At 64.6% G+C, this 17,669-nt stretch carries 14 protein-coding genes and 1 tRNA gene; 9 read left to right on the top strand and 6 right to left on the bottom strand.

Annotation, left to right across the window (positions count from 1 at the left end; translation table 11 throughout):
- The first annotated feature begins 20 nt into the window (after positions 1-20).
- The 5 genes from HWX32_RS05805 to HWX32_RS05785 are packed head-to-tail and all read left to right on the top strand — an operon-like array spanning position 21 to position 5,576.
- Positions 21-1,622, top strand: a complete 1,602-nt coding sequence (locus HWX32_RS05805) for a DAK2 domain-containing protein (RefSeq protein WP_175935129.1) — start codon at positions 21-23, stop codon at positions 1,620-1,622.
- The gene (locus HWX32_RS05800; protein WP_175935128.1) at positions 1,623-3,725 is read left to right on the top strand and encodes an ATP-dependent DNA helicase RecG; all 2,103 of its coding nucleotides are present in this window, start codon (positions 1,623-1,625) and stop codon (positions 3,723-3,725) included. It begins immediately after the preceding gene.
- A gap of 27 nt (positions 3,726-3,752) precedes the next feature.
- Positions 3,753-4,340, top strand: coding sequence for a 16S rRNA (guanine(966)-N(2))-methyltransferase RsmD (rsmD, locus tag HWX32_RS05795; protein ID WP_075466966.1), 588 nt, complete (start codon positions 3,753-3,755; stop codon positions 4,338-4,340).
- Positions 4,341-4,817, top strand: a complete 477-nt coding sequence (coaD, locus tag HWX32_RS05790; RefSeq protein WP_175935127.1) for a pantetheine-phosphate adenylyltransferase — start codon at positions 4,341-4,343, stop codon at positions 4,815-4,817.
- Positions 4,818-5,576 (top strand): sulfite exporter TauE/SafE family protein, encoded by a 759-nt coding sequence (locus HWX32_RS05785; protein WP_175935126.1) that lies wholly within the window; start codon positions 4,818-4,820, stop codon positions 5,574-5,576.
- Between the two features lie 2 nt (positions 5,577-5,578).
- Here the strand turns inward: HWX32_RS05785 and HWX32_RS05780 are convergent, their stop codons facing one another.
- From HWX32_RS05780 to HWX32_RS05760, 5 genes are all read right to left on the bottom strand, one after another.
- A complete protein-coding gene (locus HWX32_RS05780) occupies positions 5,579-6,352 on the bottom strand; it encodes an amino acid ABC transporter ATP-binding protein (protein WP_303049141.1) in 774 nt (257 codons plus the stop codon).
- Positions 6,353-7,378: an amino acid ABC transporter permease gene (locus tag HWX32_RS05775; RefSeq protein ID WP_175935125.1), complete on the bottom strand. Its 1,026-nt coding sequence runs from the start codon at positions 7,376-7,378 to the stop codon at positions 6,353-6,355.
- A gap of 3 nt (positions 7,379-7,381) precedes the next feature.
- A complete protein-coding gene (locus tag HWX32_RS05770; protein ID WP_254868305.1) occupies positions 7,382-8,320 on the bottom strand; it encodes an ABC transporter substrate-binding protein in 939 nt (312 codons plus the stop codon).
- A gap of 142 nt (positions 8,321-8,462) precedes the next feature.
- Positions 8,463-8,942 carry a hypothetical protein gene (locus HWX32_RS05765; protein WP_175935124.1) on the bottom strand — a complete coding sequence of 160 codons (480 nt, stop codon included), beginning with the start codon at positions 8,940-8,942 and terminating at the stop codon, positions 8,463-8,465.
- 9 nt (positions 8,943-8,951) lie between these two features.
- Positions 8,952-10,118: a M20/M25/M40 family metallo-hydrolase gene (locus tag HWX32_RS05760; RefSeq protein ID WP_175935123.1), complete on the bottom strand. Its 1,167-nt coding sequence runs from the start codon at positions 10,116-10,118 to the stop codon at positions 8,952-8,954.
- A gap of 65 nt (positions 10,119-10,183) precedes the next feature.
- Here HWX32_RS05760 and HWX32_RS05755 point away from each other — a divergent pair.
- Positions 10,184-10,257 (top strand) — tRNA-Leu (locus tag HWX32_RS05755).
- A gap of 387 nt (positions 10,258-10,644) precedes the next feature.
- Complete coding sequence (gene polA / locus HWX32_RS05750) at positions 10,645-13,308, top strand: DNA polymerase I (protein ID WP_175935122.1); 2,664 nt, start codon at positions 10,645-10,647, stop codon at positions 13,306-13,308.
- Positions 13,309-13,744: 436 nt separating this feature from the next.
- Here the strand turns inward: polA and HWX32_RS05745 are convergent, their stop codons facing one another.
- The gene (locus tag HWX32_RS05745) at positions 13,745-15,133 is read right to left on the bottom strand and encodes a hypothetical protein (protein WP_175935121.1); all 1,389 of its coding nucleotides are present in this window, start codon (positions 15,131-15,133) and stop codon (positions 13,745-13,747) included.
- Positions 15,134-15,424: 291 nt separating this feature from the next.
- Between HWX32_RS05745 and rpsA the strand changes: the two genes are divergently transcribed.
- The gene (gene rpsA, locus HWX32_RS05740; protein ID WP_175935120.1) at positions 15,425-16,888 is read left to right on the top strand and encodes a 30S ribosomal protein S1; all 1,464 of its coding nucleotides are present in this window, start codon (positions 15,425-15,427) and stop codon (positions 16,886-16,888) included.
- A gap of 112 nt (positions 16,889-17,000) precedes the next feature.
- Complete coding sequence (gene coaE / locus HWX32_RS05735; protein WP_175935119.1) at positions 17,001-17,594, top strand: dephospho-CoA kinase; 594 nt, start codon at positions 17,001-17,003, stop codon at positions 17,592-17,594.
- Positions 17,595-17,669: the final 75 nt, after the last annotated feature.

Below are 17,669 nucleotides of genomic sequence, written 5' to 3'. Positions count from 1 at the left end.
GAACTGTACACTTTCGCAGCATGTGTGCTTCACCGCTTCCCACCGACGCGTTCGACGGGGCGCGCCTCTACGCGTGGGCGCGTCGCGCGGCGGCGGAGCTTGACCGGCGGCGGGTGGAGATCAACCAGCTCAACGTGTTCCCTGTACCGGATGCGGATACGGGTTCGAACATGGCCCACACCATGCTTGCGGCGGTCGCGCAAGCGGATGAGCTGGGAGCCGGCGCGGGAGCCAGGGAGGTGGCTGAGGCGCTCGCCGTCGGTGCGGTGCGCGGAGCGCGCGGCAACTCCGGCGTGGTGCTGTCCCAGGTGATGCGGGGCCTCGCGGAATCCATCGGCGACAGCGCGGCAGACGCGCACGTGGTCGCCGACGCGCTGCAAAACGCCGTGCGCTTCGTGGACAAGGCGATCGCGGAACCGGTGGAGGGCACCGTAATCACGGTGCTGCGCGCCGCCGCGGCCGCCGCGCGACAGGCTGTGGAGAACGCGCCGGCCCCGGATGGGCTGAAGCTTCTCGACGTCGCTGAGCCCGCCACCGTCGCCGCCCGCACCGCGCTGGCGAACACTCCGTCCCAGCTCGACGCACTGCGCGAAGCCGGGGTAGTGGACGCGGGCGGCACCGGGTTGGTGATCATGCTCGAGACGCTTCTCGACGAAGCCCGGGGGGCCGAAGATGGCGCGGATGAGGGACCGGGAGGCGTCGATAAGCATGTACCCCTGCAACATGGGGATGCTGCCGCCGCGATCGAGGTGCTGTGCGTGTTCCGCGGCGACGTGGATGCGCTCGAGCAGGCGATTGCGGGGATGGGCGACAGCCTGGTCATCGCGCGCATCTCGGACACCGAGGCGAAGGTGCACATCCACTCGCACGACGCGGGCGAAGTGGTGCAGACGGCGTACGCGATGGGCGAGGTGAGCGATTTGCGGCTCGAGGCTCTGCCGCCGATCACTGCGCCCGCGGCGGCCGCCGAGCCCAGCAGGCTCATCTTGGCTGTCACGCCACCCGGATCGCTCACCGACCTGTATTCGCAGGCGGGCGCAAAGACCGTCGCACCGGGGCCGGACGTGATCTCGGACATGCTGGCGGTGATTCGCTCGTCCGCCTCCGACGAGGTCATCGTGCTGCCGAACGGGCTGCTGTCGAACCAGAACCTTGCCGCCGTGGAGAAAACCACGCGCGCGATGGAGCAATCCATCACGCTGCTGCCCACGGTGCGGCTGGTGTCCGGCATCGCCGCGCTCGCTGTCCACGACCCGGATCAGCCGTTGGCCACCGCGGCGTTCACGATGTCCGAGGCGGCCGGGGAGATGCGTACCGCAGTCGCCCACCGGGCTGAGAAGGGCGCGCTAGTGCCCGGCGGGGCTGTGGCGAAGGGGGATGTGGTGGTGACATCCCGGGGCGAGACGCTGCTTATCGCCGAATCCCCGCTCGAGGCGGTCGAAGGTGCCTGCCGCTACCTGCTCGAGCGGGGCGGGGAGCAGGTGACCATCCTGTTCGACCCCGAAGGCGAAAGTGCGCTTACAGCGGATGAGCTGCAAGAACTCGAACCGAAAATTGGTGTCGACGTGATGGTCTATCCTGCAGATGGTCTAGGAGCGTGCGCGGAGATAGGGGTGGAGTAAATGCTCGGGTTCAAGGACAATCGCGAGCTTGCGGAGGTCATTCCGGCGAAGCAGGCGAAGGCGATTGGCAAGGCTTTGGGCATCACCACCTGCGGCGAACTACTCGCGCATTACCCGCGCAGGTACGTGCACTACGGCACCGGGGCGGACTTGAGCGACGTGCTCCCGGGCGACACCGTTACCGTCATCGGCACCGTGACCCATTCGCAAACCATCCCCTCGGCCAAGCAACCGAAGCGCCCGATTACCCGCGTGACGGTGCACGACGGCAAAACCGAGTTTCAGGTGACGTTCTTCGGATCGGCGTACGCGCGCAACGTGCTCAAACCCGGCAGGCGCGCGATGTTTACCGGCAAGTACGACACCTTCCGCGGGCAGCACCAGCTGCAGCACCCGGACTTCGTGCTGCTCGACGGGCCGACGGAGGCCACGGGGTCGCTGCGCCAGCTCGCGCACTTCGGTGACTTAGAGGAAATCATGAGCGGCCGCGAGTGGCTGCCGATCTACCCCACGGTTAAAGGCCTTACCACGTGGACGATTATGGGCGCGGTGCACGCTGTGCTGCAGTCGCTGCCGCCCATCGAGGAGCCGCTCGGATTCACCCCAATCGGGATGCTGCCGTTGAACTCCGCCATCCGGCAGATTCACGAACCCGGACCGGAAGGCCCCGCGAAGGCGAAGTACCGCCTGAAGTACGACGAGGCGCTCTCGGTCGCCCTAGCGATGGGCGTGCGCCGCCACGACGCGGATGCGCAAAACGCCCCGGCGCTGCCGTTTGTGCGCGACGGTGACCAACAGGCGTTGCTAGACAATCTGCCGTTCCCCCTCACCACCGGTCAGAAGGAAGTGGTGGCGGATATCACCGCCGATATGCGCGGCACCACGCCGATGAGCCGCCTGCTCCAGGGCGAGGTGGGTTCCGGCAAAACCGTCGTGGCGCTCGTGGCGATGCTGCAGGCCGTGGACAACGGCGCCCAGTGCGCGCTGCTCGCACCCACGGAGGTGCTCGTTTTGCAGCACGCCCGCTCGCTCACGCTCACGCTGATGCGCGCTGGCCTGCCTACCCGGGTGGTGGCGCTCACCGGGTCCATGCCGGCGGCGCAGAAGCAGGAAGCGCTGCTGAAGATCGTCACGGGTGAGGCCGACATCGTGGTGGGCACCCACGCGCTGTTGCAGGAAGGCGTGGACTTTTTCAACCTTGGGCTCGTGGTGGTGGATGAGCAGCACCGCTTCGGGGTAGAGCAGCGCGATAAGCTGCGCGCCAAAGCTGGGGAGACCACGCCGCACCTTCTGGTGATGACAGCTACGCCAATTCCTCGCACCATCGCCATCACCGTCTTCGGCGACCTGGAGGTCTCCACGCTGCGCGAGCTGCCCGGCGGGCGCAAACCCATCCAGTCAGCGGTGGTGCCGGAGTTCAAGGAGCGCTGGGTTGAGAGGGCGTGGGAAAAGATCCGCGAGGACGTGGCCGCGGGCCACCAGGCCTACATCGTCTGCCCGCGCATTGACGGCGAAGGCGGGGTGCTCGAGGTCGCGTCCAAGCTTGCCGCCGGCGAGCTCAAAGGCTTAACCGTCGAGGTGCTGCACGGGCGCATGAAGGGCGACGAGAAAGACCGCGTGATGGCGGATTTCGCCGCGGGCGGCATCGACGTGCTCGTGTCCACCACGGTGATTGAGGTGGGCGTGGACGTAGCCAACGCCACCGTGATGATGGTGCGCGAAGCGGAGCACTTCGGCGTTTCCCAGCTGCATCAGCTCCGCGGGCGTGTGGGCCGCGGCGGCAACCAGTCGCTGTGCCTGTTTCATACGCTCGCCGCGGAAGGCACGCCGTCGTTCCGTCGCGTCAGTGAGGTCGCCGCGACGACCGACGGGTTCGCGCTCGCCGAGCTGGACCTGCTCACCCGCCGCGAGGGCGACGTGCTGGGCACCGACCAGTCCGGTGAGAAACGGACCTTGCGCCTGATCAACCTGGTCGAGGACTTCAAAATCGTCGAGCGCGCCTACAAGGACGCGGGCAGCATTGTGAAGAACAACCTCGAGTTCGCCCGCGCGGTCACGGCCGACTTCGCCCCCAGCGACTTCGAGTACCTGAACAAAAGCTAGGCCGCGGCGAAGCGTTAGAGTGTGGGCATGAATCGCATCATCTCGGGCGAGGCCCGCGGCCGGAAGATTAAGGTCCCGCCGGAGGGCACCAGGCCCACCTCCGACAGGGCGAGGGAAGGGTTGTTTTCCTCGTTGCAGGTGCGGTTTGGTTTCGTCGATAAGCATGTGCTCGACCTCTTCGCAGGCTCCGGCGCGCTCGGGCTGGAAGCAGCATCGCGCGGCGCCGCCGAGGTGGTGTTGGTGGAAAACGATCCGCGCGCGGTGGAGATCATCAACTTCAACGCCGGCGTTGTTGGGCACCCGAACGTACGCGTCGAGCCGGTGAAGGCGTCCACGTACGTCGCCTCAGGGCCGCGCAAGCACTTCGACATGGTGCTCGCCGACCCGCCCTACGAGCTTGCGGATGAAGCCGTCGCGGAGATGGTTGAGGCACTGAAGCCATTGCTTATCGACGGCGCCGTGGTCGTCGTCGAACGCCACCGCGAAAGCCCCGAGACCGCCTGGCCAGCGGAATTCACGCCGACGGGGCAGAAACTGAAGAAACGCCTCTACGGCATCGCGCGGATGGACATGGCCGTGTACACCGACCCTGATGCGGAAGAAGGAGACGAGTAAATGACCGTCGCAGTCTGCCCCGGGTCCTTCGACCCCATCACGAACGGCCACCTGGACATCGTCACACGCGCCTCGCGCCACTTCGACGAGGTAGTGGTGCTGGTGACCGGTAACCCCAACAAGCCGTCCGGTCTGTTTAGCATCGAGGAACGCGTAGAGCTCATCCGCGAAGTCACCCAAGACATCTCGGGGGTGCGCGTAGACACCTGGTCGGGGCTGCTCGTGGACTACACCACCGCCCACGGCATCACCGCACTGGTGAAGGGGCTGCGTTCCTCGCTGGACTACGAGTACGAGCTGCCCATGGCACAGGTCAACCGCCGCCTGACGGGTGTGGATACGTACTTCCTGCTCACCGACGAGAAGTACGGCTACATATCTTCCTCACTGACGAAGGAAGTGGCGAAGTACGGCGGGGACGTCACCGGGCTCGTGCCCGAGACTGTGCGTGAGGCGATGCTGCGGAAGCTGCGGTAAATGCCGCTGGGTGTGGTGGTGGGCGTCGGGCTTGCCGTCGCGTTCGGGGCGATGCTGCAGCGTATTTCCGGCATGGGGATGGGGTTGATCGCCGCGCCCGTCCTCTCGCTGCTGCTTGGGCCTGTCGACGGCGTGCTCATGGTCAACCTGATCGCGGTGGTCAACGCCGTAATGAACACACTCAGCATGCGAAGCGACGTCGATTGGCGTAAAGCGCTGCCGATTGCCGCCGCGTTGATCCTTGGCGTGGTGCCTGGCGCCTGGGTGATCACGCGGATGTCGTCGGACCTGCTGCTCGTGGTGGTGGGCGTGTTGCTCCTCGCGGCGCTGTCGGTGGTAACGCTGGGGAAGCGCTACGTGCCGCGTGCGGAAGGCACCGCGCCCGCCGTGGTCGCGGGTGCGGTCGGTGGCTTTATGAACACGCTCGCGGGCGTCGCCGGACCCGCCATCACCGTCTACGCACAGGCAGCACGCTGGGACCAGCGTACCTACGCCGCGACACTGCAGCCGATCTTCCTTGTCGGCGGCACGCTTTCGTTCGTGGGCAAAGAGCTATCCGGGGCGGCCGACGTCACGGCAATCCCCGGAATCCTTTGGGCTACCACCCTGTGCGCGCTCGCCGCGGGGATTGTGGCGGGAAAGCGACTCGCCCCGCGGGTGCCGGCGGTGCGAGCTCGTCGCATCGCTTTGGAGCTCGCGTTCTTCGGAGGAGCGACCGCACTTGTGCGTGGGCTCATCGGAGGGATCTCGGCGTTATAGCGCTAGAACAGGGTGGACAAGAACGCCTGCGTGCGCTCGTTCTGCGGGTTGTCCAGCACCTCTTGCGGGGTGCCGTACTCCACGATGCGGCCGCCGTCCATAAAAGCAACCTTGTCGGCTACCTCGTGTGCGAACGCCATCTCGTGCGTGACCACTAGCATTGTCATGCCCTGCGCCGCGAGCTCCTGCATCACACGCAGGACTTCCCCCACGAGTTCGGGGTCGAGGGCCGAGGTGGGCTCGTCGAAAAGCATCAGCTTCGGGTCCATCGCGACCGCGCGCGCAATCGCCACGCGCTGCTGCTGGCCGCCGGAAAGCTGGATGGGGTAGGCCTGCGCCTTGGATTCCAATCCAACCATGGCGAGCAGCTCCATCGCGCGGGCCTTCGCCTTCGCCGGGTCCTCGCCCTTGACATGCACGGGTGCTTCGATGACGTTCTCCAGCACCGTGCGATGGCCGAAGAGGTTGAAGGACTGGAACACCATGCCAATGTCGCGGCGCTGCTTCGCGGCGTCCTTCGCGCTCATCTCGTAGAGCACGCCGTCGCGCTCCCGGTACCCGATCAGCTCGCCGTCGACGTACAGGCGGCCGGCGGTGACCTGCTCCAAGTGATTCACGCAGCGCAGCAGCGTGGACTTGCCCGAGCCGGACGGACCGATGAGACACGTCACCTCGCCGGGGGCTACCTCGAGGTTGATGCCCTTGAGCACGTCGAGGTTGCCGAAGGACTTCCAGACATCCACGGCCTGGATCATCGGCGTCTGCTTCACGGTCATTTAGTAGCGCTCCTTCTGCTGGGACTCGTCCACAATCTGCACATTGTTCGGGATGGTGCCCTCCGCGTCCGCGAGCGCGGCGAGCTGGCGGGAAGTCAGCTGGCGGGTAGCACCCCGGTCGAAGTACTTCTCCAGGTAGTGCTGGCACACCATGAAGATCGACGTGATGACCAGGTACCACGTCGCGGCGACCAGCAGCATCGGCACCGGCTCGAACAGGGCCGCAGCGATGTCCATGGAGCGGCCGTAAAGCTCGAGCGAATACGGCACGGCAACCACGAGCGAGGAGGTCTTCAGCAGCGAGATGAACTCGTTGCCCGTCGGCGGGATGATGATGCGCATCGCCTGTGGCAGCACCGTGCGCGTCATGGTCTGGCCCCAGCTCATGCCCAGCGCCTTCGAGGCCTCGATCTGGCCCTCCGGCACCGAGGACACACCGGAACGGACGATCTCCGCCATGTAGGCGGCCTCGTTAAGCCCCAAGCCAACTACGGCGAGCGCGAACGCGGAGGATGTAAACGGCTCCAGCGGGATCTGCGCGAAGCCGACGTTGATCGAATCGTAGATCGCGCCGAGCAGGCCCCAGAACATCAGCTGCACGTAGACCGGGGTGCCTCGGAAGATCCAGAGGAACACCCAGGCGACCGTCTTGAACACCGGGTTGGGGCTCATGCGCATCACAGCGAGCAGCACGCCGCCGACCACGCCGATCACCATGCCCAAAAACGTGATGGCGATGGTGTGGCCCGCCGCGGTGAGGATCCGGGTGTCGAAGAGGTACTGGAAGTAGGTGTCCCAGCCGTACGCTTCGTTGCTGGCGGCGCCGATGACGAACCAGACCACCAACAGGACCAGCACTGCGGCAAGTATCCAGCGGCCAGGGTGGCGCAGCGGCTTCGCTTCGATGCGCTCAGGGCGCTGCGAAGGTTCGGTGCGCTGCTGGCGGCCCAGGTGGGGGCGCGTCACACGCGAGCTTTTCGGCTTCTCGGGCTGATGCCCGGACTGCCCGTTATACGAGGTGCTCATAACCTAGATTCCCTGTCCTTCCTGCGCGGCAAATGGCTGCTCGTTGACCAACGCCTGGTCCAACAACCCGGTGGTGATGTTCCACTGGGCCAAAATTCGGGCGTAATCGCCTGTCTCGATGAGGTGCTGCATGGCGGCCGCCATCGCGTCGGCAAGCTGTGAGCCCTTCGGCACCGCAAACCCGTAAGGAGCCGCCTGGAACATTTCGCCGACGAGCTCGAGGTCCCCGTCGGAGCGCTCCACCGCCCACGCGGTGACGGGGGAGTCCGCCGAGAGCGCATCGGCGCGGCCTACCAACGCCGCAAGTGCCGCGTTGTCGGAGGTGTCGAACGCGAGGATGGTCAACGGTTCCTTACCCTCTTCCTCGCACTTTTCGGCCTTCGGGCGAACGTCGTCAGTGTCGGAGACCGTGGTGCGCTGCACCGCGACGGTCAGGCCGCACGGATCCTCCGGGTTCACGTTAGCGCCGGGCTGCTGCGCCCACTGCACACCTGCATAGAGGAAATTGATGAAGTCGAAGGACTGGCGGCGCTCCTCGTTGTCGGTAAAGCCGGATATGCCAGCGTCGAGACTGCCGGCCTGGACGGCCGGGAGGATCATGGCGAAATCCATGTCCTGCGCGTCATACTCCAAGCCCATCACCGAAGCGACGGCACGGCCCATGTCCATCTCCACACCGATGAGGTTGCCTTGGGAGTCCTTGAACTCAAACGGGGCGAACGGCGGGTTCGTGCCGATGCTCAACACGCCTGAAGCTGCGATGTCTTCGGGCACCATCGCGGCGATGGCGTCAACGCGGTCCGGGACAATCGGTTCCCAGCCGTCGGGGTTTCCACCCTCGACGTTGGTAACGCAACCGGACAGCAGAAGCGCTGCCGCAGTGAGGGTCGCGCCAAGCATGCGCTGTCGCGCACGACGCAGTGAAGAGGTGGAACTGTGCATGGGCCCTTCCGGTGATACAAAAATTACGCTCCGCCGTATATTAAACCCTCGTGTGCGACGCAGTAAAAACGGCGCGCGGGGGTAGGCTGAGCGCAATGAGTGGGCCGGTGGTGCTGGGCCCAGGGCCGGGGCGGAAAGCGGGTTAGTAACCGGCCATTCGTACGCCGCGGTAGATCAGCTCGATCAGGGAGCCGATTACCAACCAGCCGGCCAGCACAGTGAAAATCACCGAAGTCGCCTGGCTGGAGCCGCCGGAAGAGAGCGCGAAGTCTCCAGTGAAGAGGCCGGAGGACATCTGCGCGGAGCCTTGTGCCTCCATCTTCCACAGCTCCACCGGGTTAGCGGTTTGGGGGATGGACGAGTTCGCGGCCCAAGCTTGCACAACGTCCTTGCCCTCGCCGTCTTCCATGCCATCAGTCCACTCGAGGAACATCTCCGAGCTGGAGACTTTCTCCAGCACGTTGTCCTCGGGCAGCTTCAGCGGGTCGTTCGGGTTCGGGTCCAAGCCCGAGACGCGGGCATCGGAACCCTGCGGCGTTTCCGCGGTGGCAGCCGGAACGGCGGCGAAAGAGGACAAAACGAGAGCTCCGGCGACAATGCCGGCAAGGTGAGTCTGACGCATGCGCGTATCTTAACCAATACCTAGCGAAAGCGCGCCAACGGAGTTGGCCAGCAGCGCCACCGAGAGCGGCAGCCCGCGGCGCGAAATGTATTCATTGCGCGCGTGAGAGTGCTCTCCGGCCGGGCCCATCCCGCACAGCACCGGGGTTCCGGTGTCCGCAATGAGGTTGGCGTCCGATCCGCCGCCCACGAACACCGCCTCGAGCGGCTCACCAAGCGCCTCAGATTCCCGCTGTACCAGTTCAAAGAGCCGCTTGTTCTCGTCGTTCGGCGGCATGGCGGGGCGGTCCCACTCCACGTCAACCTCGATGCGAACCCGCTGGTTCGTCACCGCGGAGCGGGCGACTTCGCGCAGCCTGCCCGCGATGCGCGCGGCGTCCTCCGGGTAGAGGTGGCGCAGATCGATCGTCGCTCGCGCGCGTCCTGGCACGGTGTTTACCGAGGAGCCGCCCTGGATAAGACCCACGTTGACGCCGATTCCGCGCTCCGGGTCGTTGAGGCGCTCCGCCGCGACGCAGAACTCACTCAGCGCGATAATCGCGGACGCCCCTTCCTCGCGGGCATTGCCGGCGTGCGACTCCACGCCGGTCGCGGTGACCGTTGCCTGGCCCACCGCTTTGCGCCCGTACTTCACACCGCCCGCCTCGAGCGCCTCGAGCACGAATGCCGCATCGGCATGCTGGGCGACCTCACGGATGATCGCGTTGGATCCGGGCGAGCCCAACTCCTCGTCACCGTTGAACAGCAGCGTCACACTAGGACACGGTGACCCCGATTCGCGCAACAGTTTGAGCGCCCAGATTCCTTGAACCAGACCTGATTTCATGTCTTGAATTCCGGGCAGCGACCACTCGTCAGGGTGCTTATTCGGCTGCCAGCCTGCCAAGGTTCCCGCAGGCCAAACGGTGTCGTAGTGGCCGACCAGCAACACGTGCGTTCCCATGGACCCCGCGTAATGCGCCACCGCAACATCGCCGTACCCGTCGGTTTCACGCCGCGCAAAGCTGTCCGGCTCGCCGAGGCGCTCGCGCATGATGTTGGTGAGGGTGTCTAGGCAGTCGTCGAGAAGCTGCTTATTGCTACTGGGCGACTCGCACGCCACCAGCCGCTCAATGTCGCGCTGAAGCGGGCCGATGTGCGAAAGCACATCGGATTGGGTGATTCGAATCGGTTGCATGTGACCAGCATGCCAGGGGATCGATTCTTTAGACACGGACCCCCTGCGCTACACTGCTTCCTCGAGCCCCAGTAGCCCAATTGGCAGAGGCAACGGATTCAAAACCCGTCCAGTGTGAGTTCGAGTCTCACCTGGGGCACACATGCGAGCGAGCGGGCCACCTTAGGCGGGTGGCCCGTTTCGCGTGAGCGGGGCAGAGGAGGGTCACGGTTGGGGTCACCTGACGCACTCGGGGCAAACCTGAATTCGCAGGCGCCATCCGCGTTCCTTTGCTGCGCAAACCCGCTTCCGTGCCGCCGTGTCTGCTCCTCCTATTCAGGTTTGCCCGGCAAACCCGAATACGAGGCGGCCGAGGACGGGGCAGCGGTGCGCCAATGTCGGGTTCGGCAGACATGCCGCTGGTCATATTCAGGTTTGCGCGCAGTATCGGTTCCGGCACATTGCTCGCCCGGCTAGGAGGCGGGGCTCGTCGGTGTCGCAGCAGGCTCGGCGGGCTGCGTCGGGGCGGCAGCTACACTTGGCAACCATGGCTGAAACCCCCGCAAGCACCACCAAGCGCCTTTTGCTTATCGACGGCCACTCGATGGCCTTCCGCGCCTTCTACGCCCTGCCTGCCGAGAACTTTTCCACGTCCGGCGGGCAGCACACGAACGCGGTGTACGGGTTCTTGTCCATGTTCGCCAACATTCTCGCCGAGGAGCAGCCGACGCACGTCGCGGTGGCCTTCGACGTGGGGCGAAAGACGTTCCGCACCGAGAAGTTCCCGGAGTACAAGGCGCAGCGCGAGGCGGCTCCGCCGGAGTTCAAGGGCCAGGTGCCGATTATCGAGGATGTGCTGGGCGACTTAGGCATCGTCACCTTGAGCAAGGAGAACTTCGAAGCGGACGACATCGTGGCCACCCTGGTCACGCAGGCCCGCGCGGAGGGAGACTTCGACATCGTGCTGGTCAGCGGCGACCGGGACTACATCCAGCTGGTGGACGGTTCGACGACGCTGTTGTACCCAACGCGCGGGGTGTCCACGCTCACCCGGTTCACGCCGGAAGAGGTGGAGAATAAGTACGGCCTTACCCCGGAGCAGTACCCGGATTTCGCGGCGCTGCGCGGCGACCCGTCGGATAACTTGCCGAACATCCCGAAGGTGGGGGAGAAGACCGCCACGAAGTGGATCGTGGAAAACGGCGATCTTGACACGCTCATCGCAAACGCGGACTCGTTGAAAGGGCAGGCGGCGAACAACTTCCGCGAGCGCATCGACCAGGTGCGGCTGAACCGGGAGCTCACCCAGATGGTCACGGACGTTCCGCTGCCGGTCGGTCCGGGCGATCTGGAGATGAAGTCAGCGGATGTCGGGCAGGTGGCCGCCCGCTTCGACGACCTGGAGTTCGGCGTAAACCTGCGCGAGCGCGTGCTTGCCGCCGTGCCCACCGACGGCTCGGTGCCGGAGCAGGCCCCGGTAGAGCTGGAGGGCATCGAGCTTGACGACGATGACTTGGCCACCTGGCTGAAACAGCACGACGGTCAAGGCTTGGCCCTATACCTGCGGGGCAACGCCACGCCGGGGGAGGGTGATGTTGCGGCGGTAGCTATCGTCGATAAGCAACGCCACGGCGTAACGCGCGACTTCGCGGAGCTGAACCCCGAGGAGGACGCCGCGTTCAAGCGTTGGGCGGAGTCTGACGCACCGAAGTTCCTGCATGAGGCGAAGGCGGCGTACCACATGCTGCGAGGCCGCGACATCGAGCTGCGGGGCATCGCGCACGACACCGCGATTGCGGCGTATCTTCTGCGCCCCGGCCAGCGCACGTATGCACTTGCGGACATTTACCAGCGCCACCTGCAGCGCCAGCTCGCCGCCACGTCGGAGCAGCTCAGCTTGCTCGAGGAGGACACGGCGGACCTCGACGCGGCGGGCGCGATCCTCGAGCTTTCCGCCGAGCTCACCGAACAGCTGCGCGCTATCGACTCCTCCGAGCTCTACGCCGACCTTGAGATCCCGCTGATCAGCGTGCTCGCCGAGATGGAGCACACCGGCATCGCTGTGGATTTGGCCGCGTTGGAGGAACTGCACCGCGACTTCGCGGCGAAGGTGGAGCAAGTAGAGCAGGAAGCGCGCACGCTTGTCGACGAGCCTTCGCTGAACCTCTCCAGCCCCAAGCAGCTCTCCGTGGTCCTGTTCGACAAACTCGAGCTGCCGAAGACGAAGAAGACGAAGACGGGCTACTCGACCGCGGCTGGCGAGATCGAGGCGCTGGCGGCGAAGAACCCGCACCCGTTCCTCGATGCGCTTCTCGCGCACCGCGAGCACCAGAAGATGAAGTCCACCATCGAGGGGCTGATCAAGACGGTGCACGACGATTCGCGCATTCACACCACGTTCAACCAAACCGTGGCCTCGACGGGCAGGCTGAGTTCTGCGGAACCGAACCTGCAGAACATTCCGGTGCGCACCGACGCGGGGCGCAAGATCCGCTCCGCGTTTGTGGTGGGCGAGGGCTACGAGTGCTTGCTCACCGCCGACTACTCCCAGATCGAGATGCGCGTGATGGCGCACCTGAGCCAGGACGACGGGCTGATCGAGGCGTACCGGGCAGGCGAAGACCTGCACAACTTCGTCGGTTCCCGCGTGTTCGACGTGCCGATCGACCAGGTGACTCCCGAGCTGCGCCGCCGGGTGAAGGCCATGTCCTACGGTTTGGTGTACGGCCTTTCCGCATACGGCCTATCCAACCAGTTGGGCATCCCTGCCGGCGAGGCGAAAGACATCATGGAGGCGTACTTTCAGCGCTTCGGCGGCGTGAAGCGTTACCTGGACGAGGTGGTGGAGCAGGCGCGCCGCGACGGGTACACCTCGACCATCTTCGGGCGCCGCCGCTACCTCCCGGAGCTGACAAGCGATAACCGCATCGCCCGCGAGAACGCGGAGCGCGCCGCGCTCAACGCGCCGATTCAGGGCACGGCCGCCGACATCATCAAGGTGGCCATGCTGCGGGTGGATAAGGCACTGGAAAGCTACGGCTCGCGGGTGCTGCTACAGGTGCACGACGAGCTGGTGGTAGAGGTGGCTCGGGGCGAGCTCGAAGACGTGCGAGCGATAGTGGAGCGAGAAATGGATGGTGCCATCGAACTGCTGGTACCCCTCGAGGTTTCAGCTGGCACCGGCACAAACTGGGACGAGGCCGCGCACTAGCGGTATTGTTCTCGCGCACGCGCGAGGGCGGGTATGCAGACAATCTTAATTGCCTGCATACCCGCCCCACGTGGCGCCCCCCTCCGCGCCACATCCCCCTTTGGGGATGCTTCCCCCACCAAAGCTCCCTTCATCCTTATTCACTTGTAAAAACCGGCGTTCAAGCCCATTCTGGGCCCGGCCTCGCCGGGGTTCGCGTTGCGCTGGCCAGGGCAGCGGGGCTTCGATTTCACCCCTTCGGCTGCCTGCACTTTGCGAACCGTTGCACACTTTAATGTGCACGTTCATATCTGTCTCAGCAAGCGCAAAGCTAACGTTAAGAAGTTGTTGATTGTTGGACAATCGCACAGAAAACCGCAGCTTGGCGCGTATGCGGTACAGGCGGGGGAGTGGAGGTTGGCTTTGAAAGGCCTACCCCCGACATCCACCCCCGCGACTAGAGGAGATCGTTCAAACTGCGCGGCGCATCCTGATCGTCAGGGCCAACCTCGTCCTCTAGAGCTTCCTTGAACTCGTCGGCATCCAGGTTCGATTCTTCCGCGAGCTGGTCGATGTCCTTGCCCGAGGCGGCATTGCCATCGTCGACGTTGCGCTGCTCCTGCGCGGCCGTTTGGTCCGGGATGTGGGAAGCGTAGCCCTTCGGGTTGCCGGGGTTTTCCCGGTCGCTGTTGTTGCTCGTCTCCCGCCGCACGTAGCCAGTCTCCTCTTCCGGGTCCACACCCTGTGCCAGCGCGACGGCTCGGGCGCGACGCTCGCCCTCGTCCTTCAAGTCGCCGCGGTGGCGGAAGTACACCACCGTCATCACGGCCATCACGAACAGGCCCAGGTAGCCCAGGATGGGGTACAGGCTGCTCACTAGCGGCTGGAACCCGGCGAAGGAGAGCACGAAGCCGATGCAGCACGCAACCGCGTACACCATGTAGAACCGCTCGGGCTTGTTGCGGGTCAGTCGCTTGCCCAGCGCGTAGAACATGCCCAAGCAGGTATTGAAAACCATCAAAAAGATCACCCAGGTCATGATGAAGCCCAAGACGGGGTCGACGTTCTGAATGACCACCAGCAGGGGCATATCGTTGCCGTTGACCGACTCAACCTGCATCAGCAGCGAAACAACGAGGAGCGCCAGCATTGCGACGTAGATGATGCCGCCGAGGAAGCCGCCGAGACGGCTGGATTTGGTGTCGAACTCATCGCCGCCCATCACGATTGCCATGGACACGCCGCACAGCGCGTTCAGGCCGGTGTGGTTCAACGCGCCGAGCCACCAGTACGGGGTGCCGTCGGCTCGCGTGACCTCGCTGCGCGCGAACTCGTCGGCCGCGGCCAGATCAACATCCACCGCGGTGACGGAGTAGATGGCACCGACGAGCACGAAGATGATCAACAGAGGCGTAGCCCAGCCGATGACCGCGGACACCTTGTCCACGTCGAAGCGGCCAACCACCAGCATGAGCGCGAGCATGAGTACCGCACCGACGACAATCGGCCAGTCGAATGCCTGGTTCAGGTTCGAGCCCGCGCCTGCGAACATGACGAAGCCCACGCTAAACATGCACGCCACCGCGGACCAGTCCATGATGAAGGCGGCCCACTTGCCCGTCACTCCGTAGAACACCTCGTTGTGTTCACGGGCCCGGAAGTACGAACCAAAGGTGAGGAAGGCGGTTGCGGCGAACAGCATTGTCACACCGGCCAGAATTATGCCGTAAAAACCCTGGGTGCCGTAGGCGACGAAGTATTGCAGGGCTTCCATGCCGGAGGCGAAGCCTGCTCCGACGACAATGCCCACGAATGAGGCCGCGACCGCGACGGCGCGTTTCCACATAACGGTGCTCCAAACGTAAAAAGTTAAGGGGGTGAGGTGTACGCGTTATCCTACGTGGGAAACTGGGAATACCTTTTATCGCGCCCGCGCGGCGTTTTATTTGCTCTAGCTGCACAAAGGGTCTAAACTCGTCCGAGCGCATCTACGCATCGGGCGAGCCGGGACCGTAATAGGAGGGTACCGGCTTGGTGCCGGGCGAGATCAGAAACCGCGAGTAGAAGACCTGCTTACGGGGCTGAGAGATGCGCCCCTGTCCAATCACGATCTCCTATTTTTCGGAGCACATACTTTATGCGCACATCCAACGCACCCCAGGTTGCCATCAACGACATCGGTGGTCCTGAGGAATTTCTTGCCGCAGTAGACAAGTCCATCAAGTACTTCAACGATGGCGACATTGTCACCGGCACCGTGGTCAAGGTTGACCACGACGAGGTTCTCCTTGACATCGGTTACAAGACCGAAGGCGTCATCCTTACCCGCGAGCTGTCCATCAAGCACGACGTCGACCCGGACGAGGTCGTCGAGGTCGGCGATGAGATCGACGCGCTTGTCCTGACCAAGGAGGACAAGGAAGGCCGCCTCATGCTGTCCAAGAAGCGTGCTCAGTACGAGCGCGCTTGGGGCACCATCGAGGAGCTGCAGGCCAACGACCAGCCGGTTACCGGTACCGTCATCGAGGTTGTCAAGGGCGGCCTCATCCTCGACATCGGGCTGCGCGGCTTCCTGCCGGCATCGCTGGTCGAGATGCGCCGCGTCCGCGACCTGGACCCGTACATCGGCCAGGAGCTCGAGGCGAAGATCATCGAGCTGGACAAGCACCGCAACAACGTGGTCCTCTCCCGCCGCGCCTACCTGGAGGAGACCCAGTCTGCGGTCCGCTCCGACTTCCTGCACCAGCTGCAGAAGGGTCAGGTCCGCAAGGGTGTCGTTTCCTCCATCGTCAACTTCGGCGCCTTCGTCGATCTTGGCGGCGTTGACGGCCTGGTCCACGTGTCTGAGCTGTCCTGGAAGCACATCGATCACCCGTCTGAGGTTGTCGCCGTGGGCGACGAGGTCACCGTCGAGGTCCTCGATGTTGACCTGGACCGCGAGCGCGTGTCCCTGTCGCTGAAGGCTACCCAGGAAGACCCGTGGCGCGTGTTCGCCCGCACCCACGCTGTGGGCCAGATCGTCCCGGGCAAGGTCACCAAGCTCGTCCCGTTCGGCGCGTTCGTCCGCGTCGAGGAGGGCATCGAGGGCCTCGTCCACATCTCCGAGCTGGCTCAGCGGCACGTGGAGGTCCCGGACCAGGTTGTCAACGTTGGCGAAGAGGTCATGGTCAAGGTCATCGACATCGACCTGGACCGTCGCCGCATCTCCCTGTCGCTGAAGCAGGCGGACGAGGACTACAACGAAGAGTTCGATCCGTCCCGCTACGGCATGGCCGACTCCTACGACGAGCAGGGCAACTACATCTTCCCGGAGGGCTTCGACCCGGAGACCAACGAGTGGATGGAAGGCTACGACGAGGCTCGCCAGGAGTGGGAGGCACGCTACGCAGAGGCAGAGCGTCGCCACCAGGCGCACACCGCTCAGATCGAGCGTCACCGTGCTGCTGCAGCCGAGGCTGCAGAGCAGGCAGGCGAGCAGGCGAACTACTCCTCCGAGTCTGACGCTGCAGCTCCGGCAGCTGAGCAGGCCGAGGAGAACATCGGTTCCCTCGCTTCCGACGAGCAGCTCGCGGCTCTGCGCGACAAGCTCGCGGGCAACTAGACGCTCACAAGTTCGCGCCTAGTGATGCTAGAGCGGACTTAGCGCTTAGCGACGACGCCCCGCACCACCGCAACGCGACGGTGGCGCGGGGCGTTTTGCTATCTTCGCCACCATGAAACGAATCGGCCTGACAGGCGGCATCGGAAGCGGAAAGTCCACAGTGGCGAACATGCTCGCCGACGCAGGCTTCCCGGTAGTCGACGCCGACCAGATCGCGCGCGAGATTATGGAGCCGGGCTCTCCGGTTCTGGACGAGGTGGCCGAGGTCTTCGGCACCGACCTCATCGACGCCTACGGCGCCTTGGACCGCGCCGAGCTCGCACGCCGCGCATTCTCGTCCAAAGAGGAGACCGAGAAGCTGAACGCGATTACCCACCCAGCGATCCGGGCTGAGTCGAAGCGGCGCTTTGACGCGGCGGAGGCACGGGGCGAAAAGGCCTGCGTCTACGACATGCCGCTGCTCGTCGACCTGGGGCTGCACCGGGACATGGACATCACGGTGGTCGTCGACGTTGAGGTGGAAGAGCGGGTGCGGAGGCTCGTCGAGAAGCGTGGGCTCGATGAGGCGGACGCGAGGGCGCGGATCGCACAGCAGCTTGACGACGAAACCCGCAAAGCCGCCGCCGACGTAGTGATCGACAACAACGGGGCGCGCGAGGACTTAGCGCCGCAAGTTCGTGAACTAGTGGAAAGGATCAACAGTTAGAGATTTCGACTGTTGTACGGGTGAAATTAACCCAAGGTACAGGTTTGTGTTACCTGGCGGGTTTAGGGTGTTCCG

It is taken from the genome of Corynebacterium sp. Marseille-P4321 (genome assembly GCF_903645305.1).
In the GTDB taxonomy this organism is placed as follows: Bacteria; Actinomycetota; Actinomycetes; order Mycobacteriales; family Mycobacteriaceae; genus Corynebacterium.
Note: the sequence above shows the minus strand (reverse complement) of the source record. Positions and strands in the feature narration are given on the sequence as shown.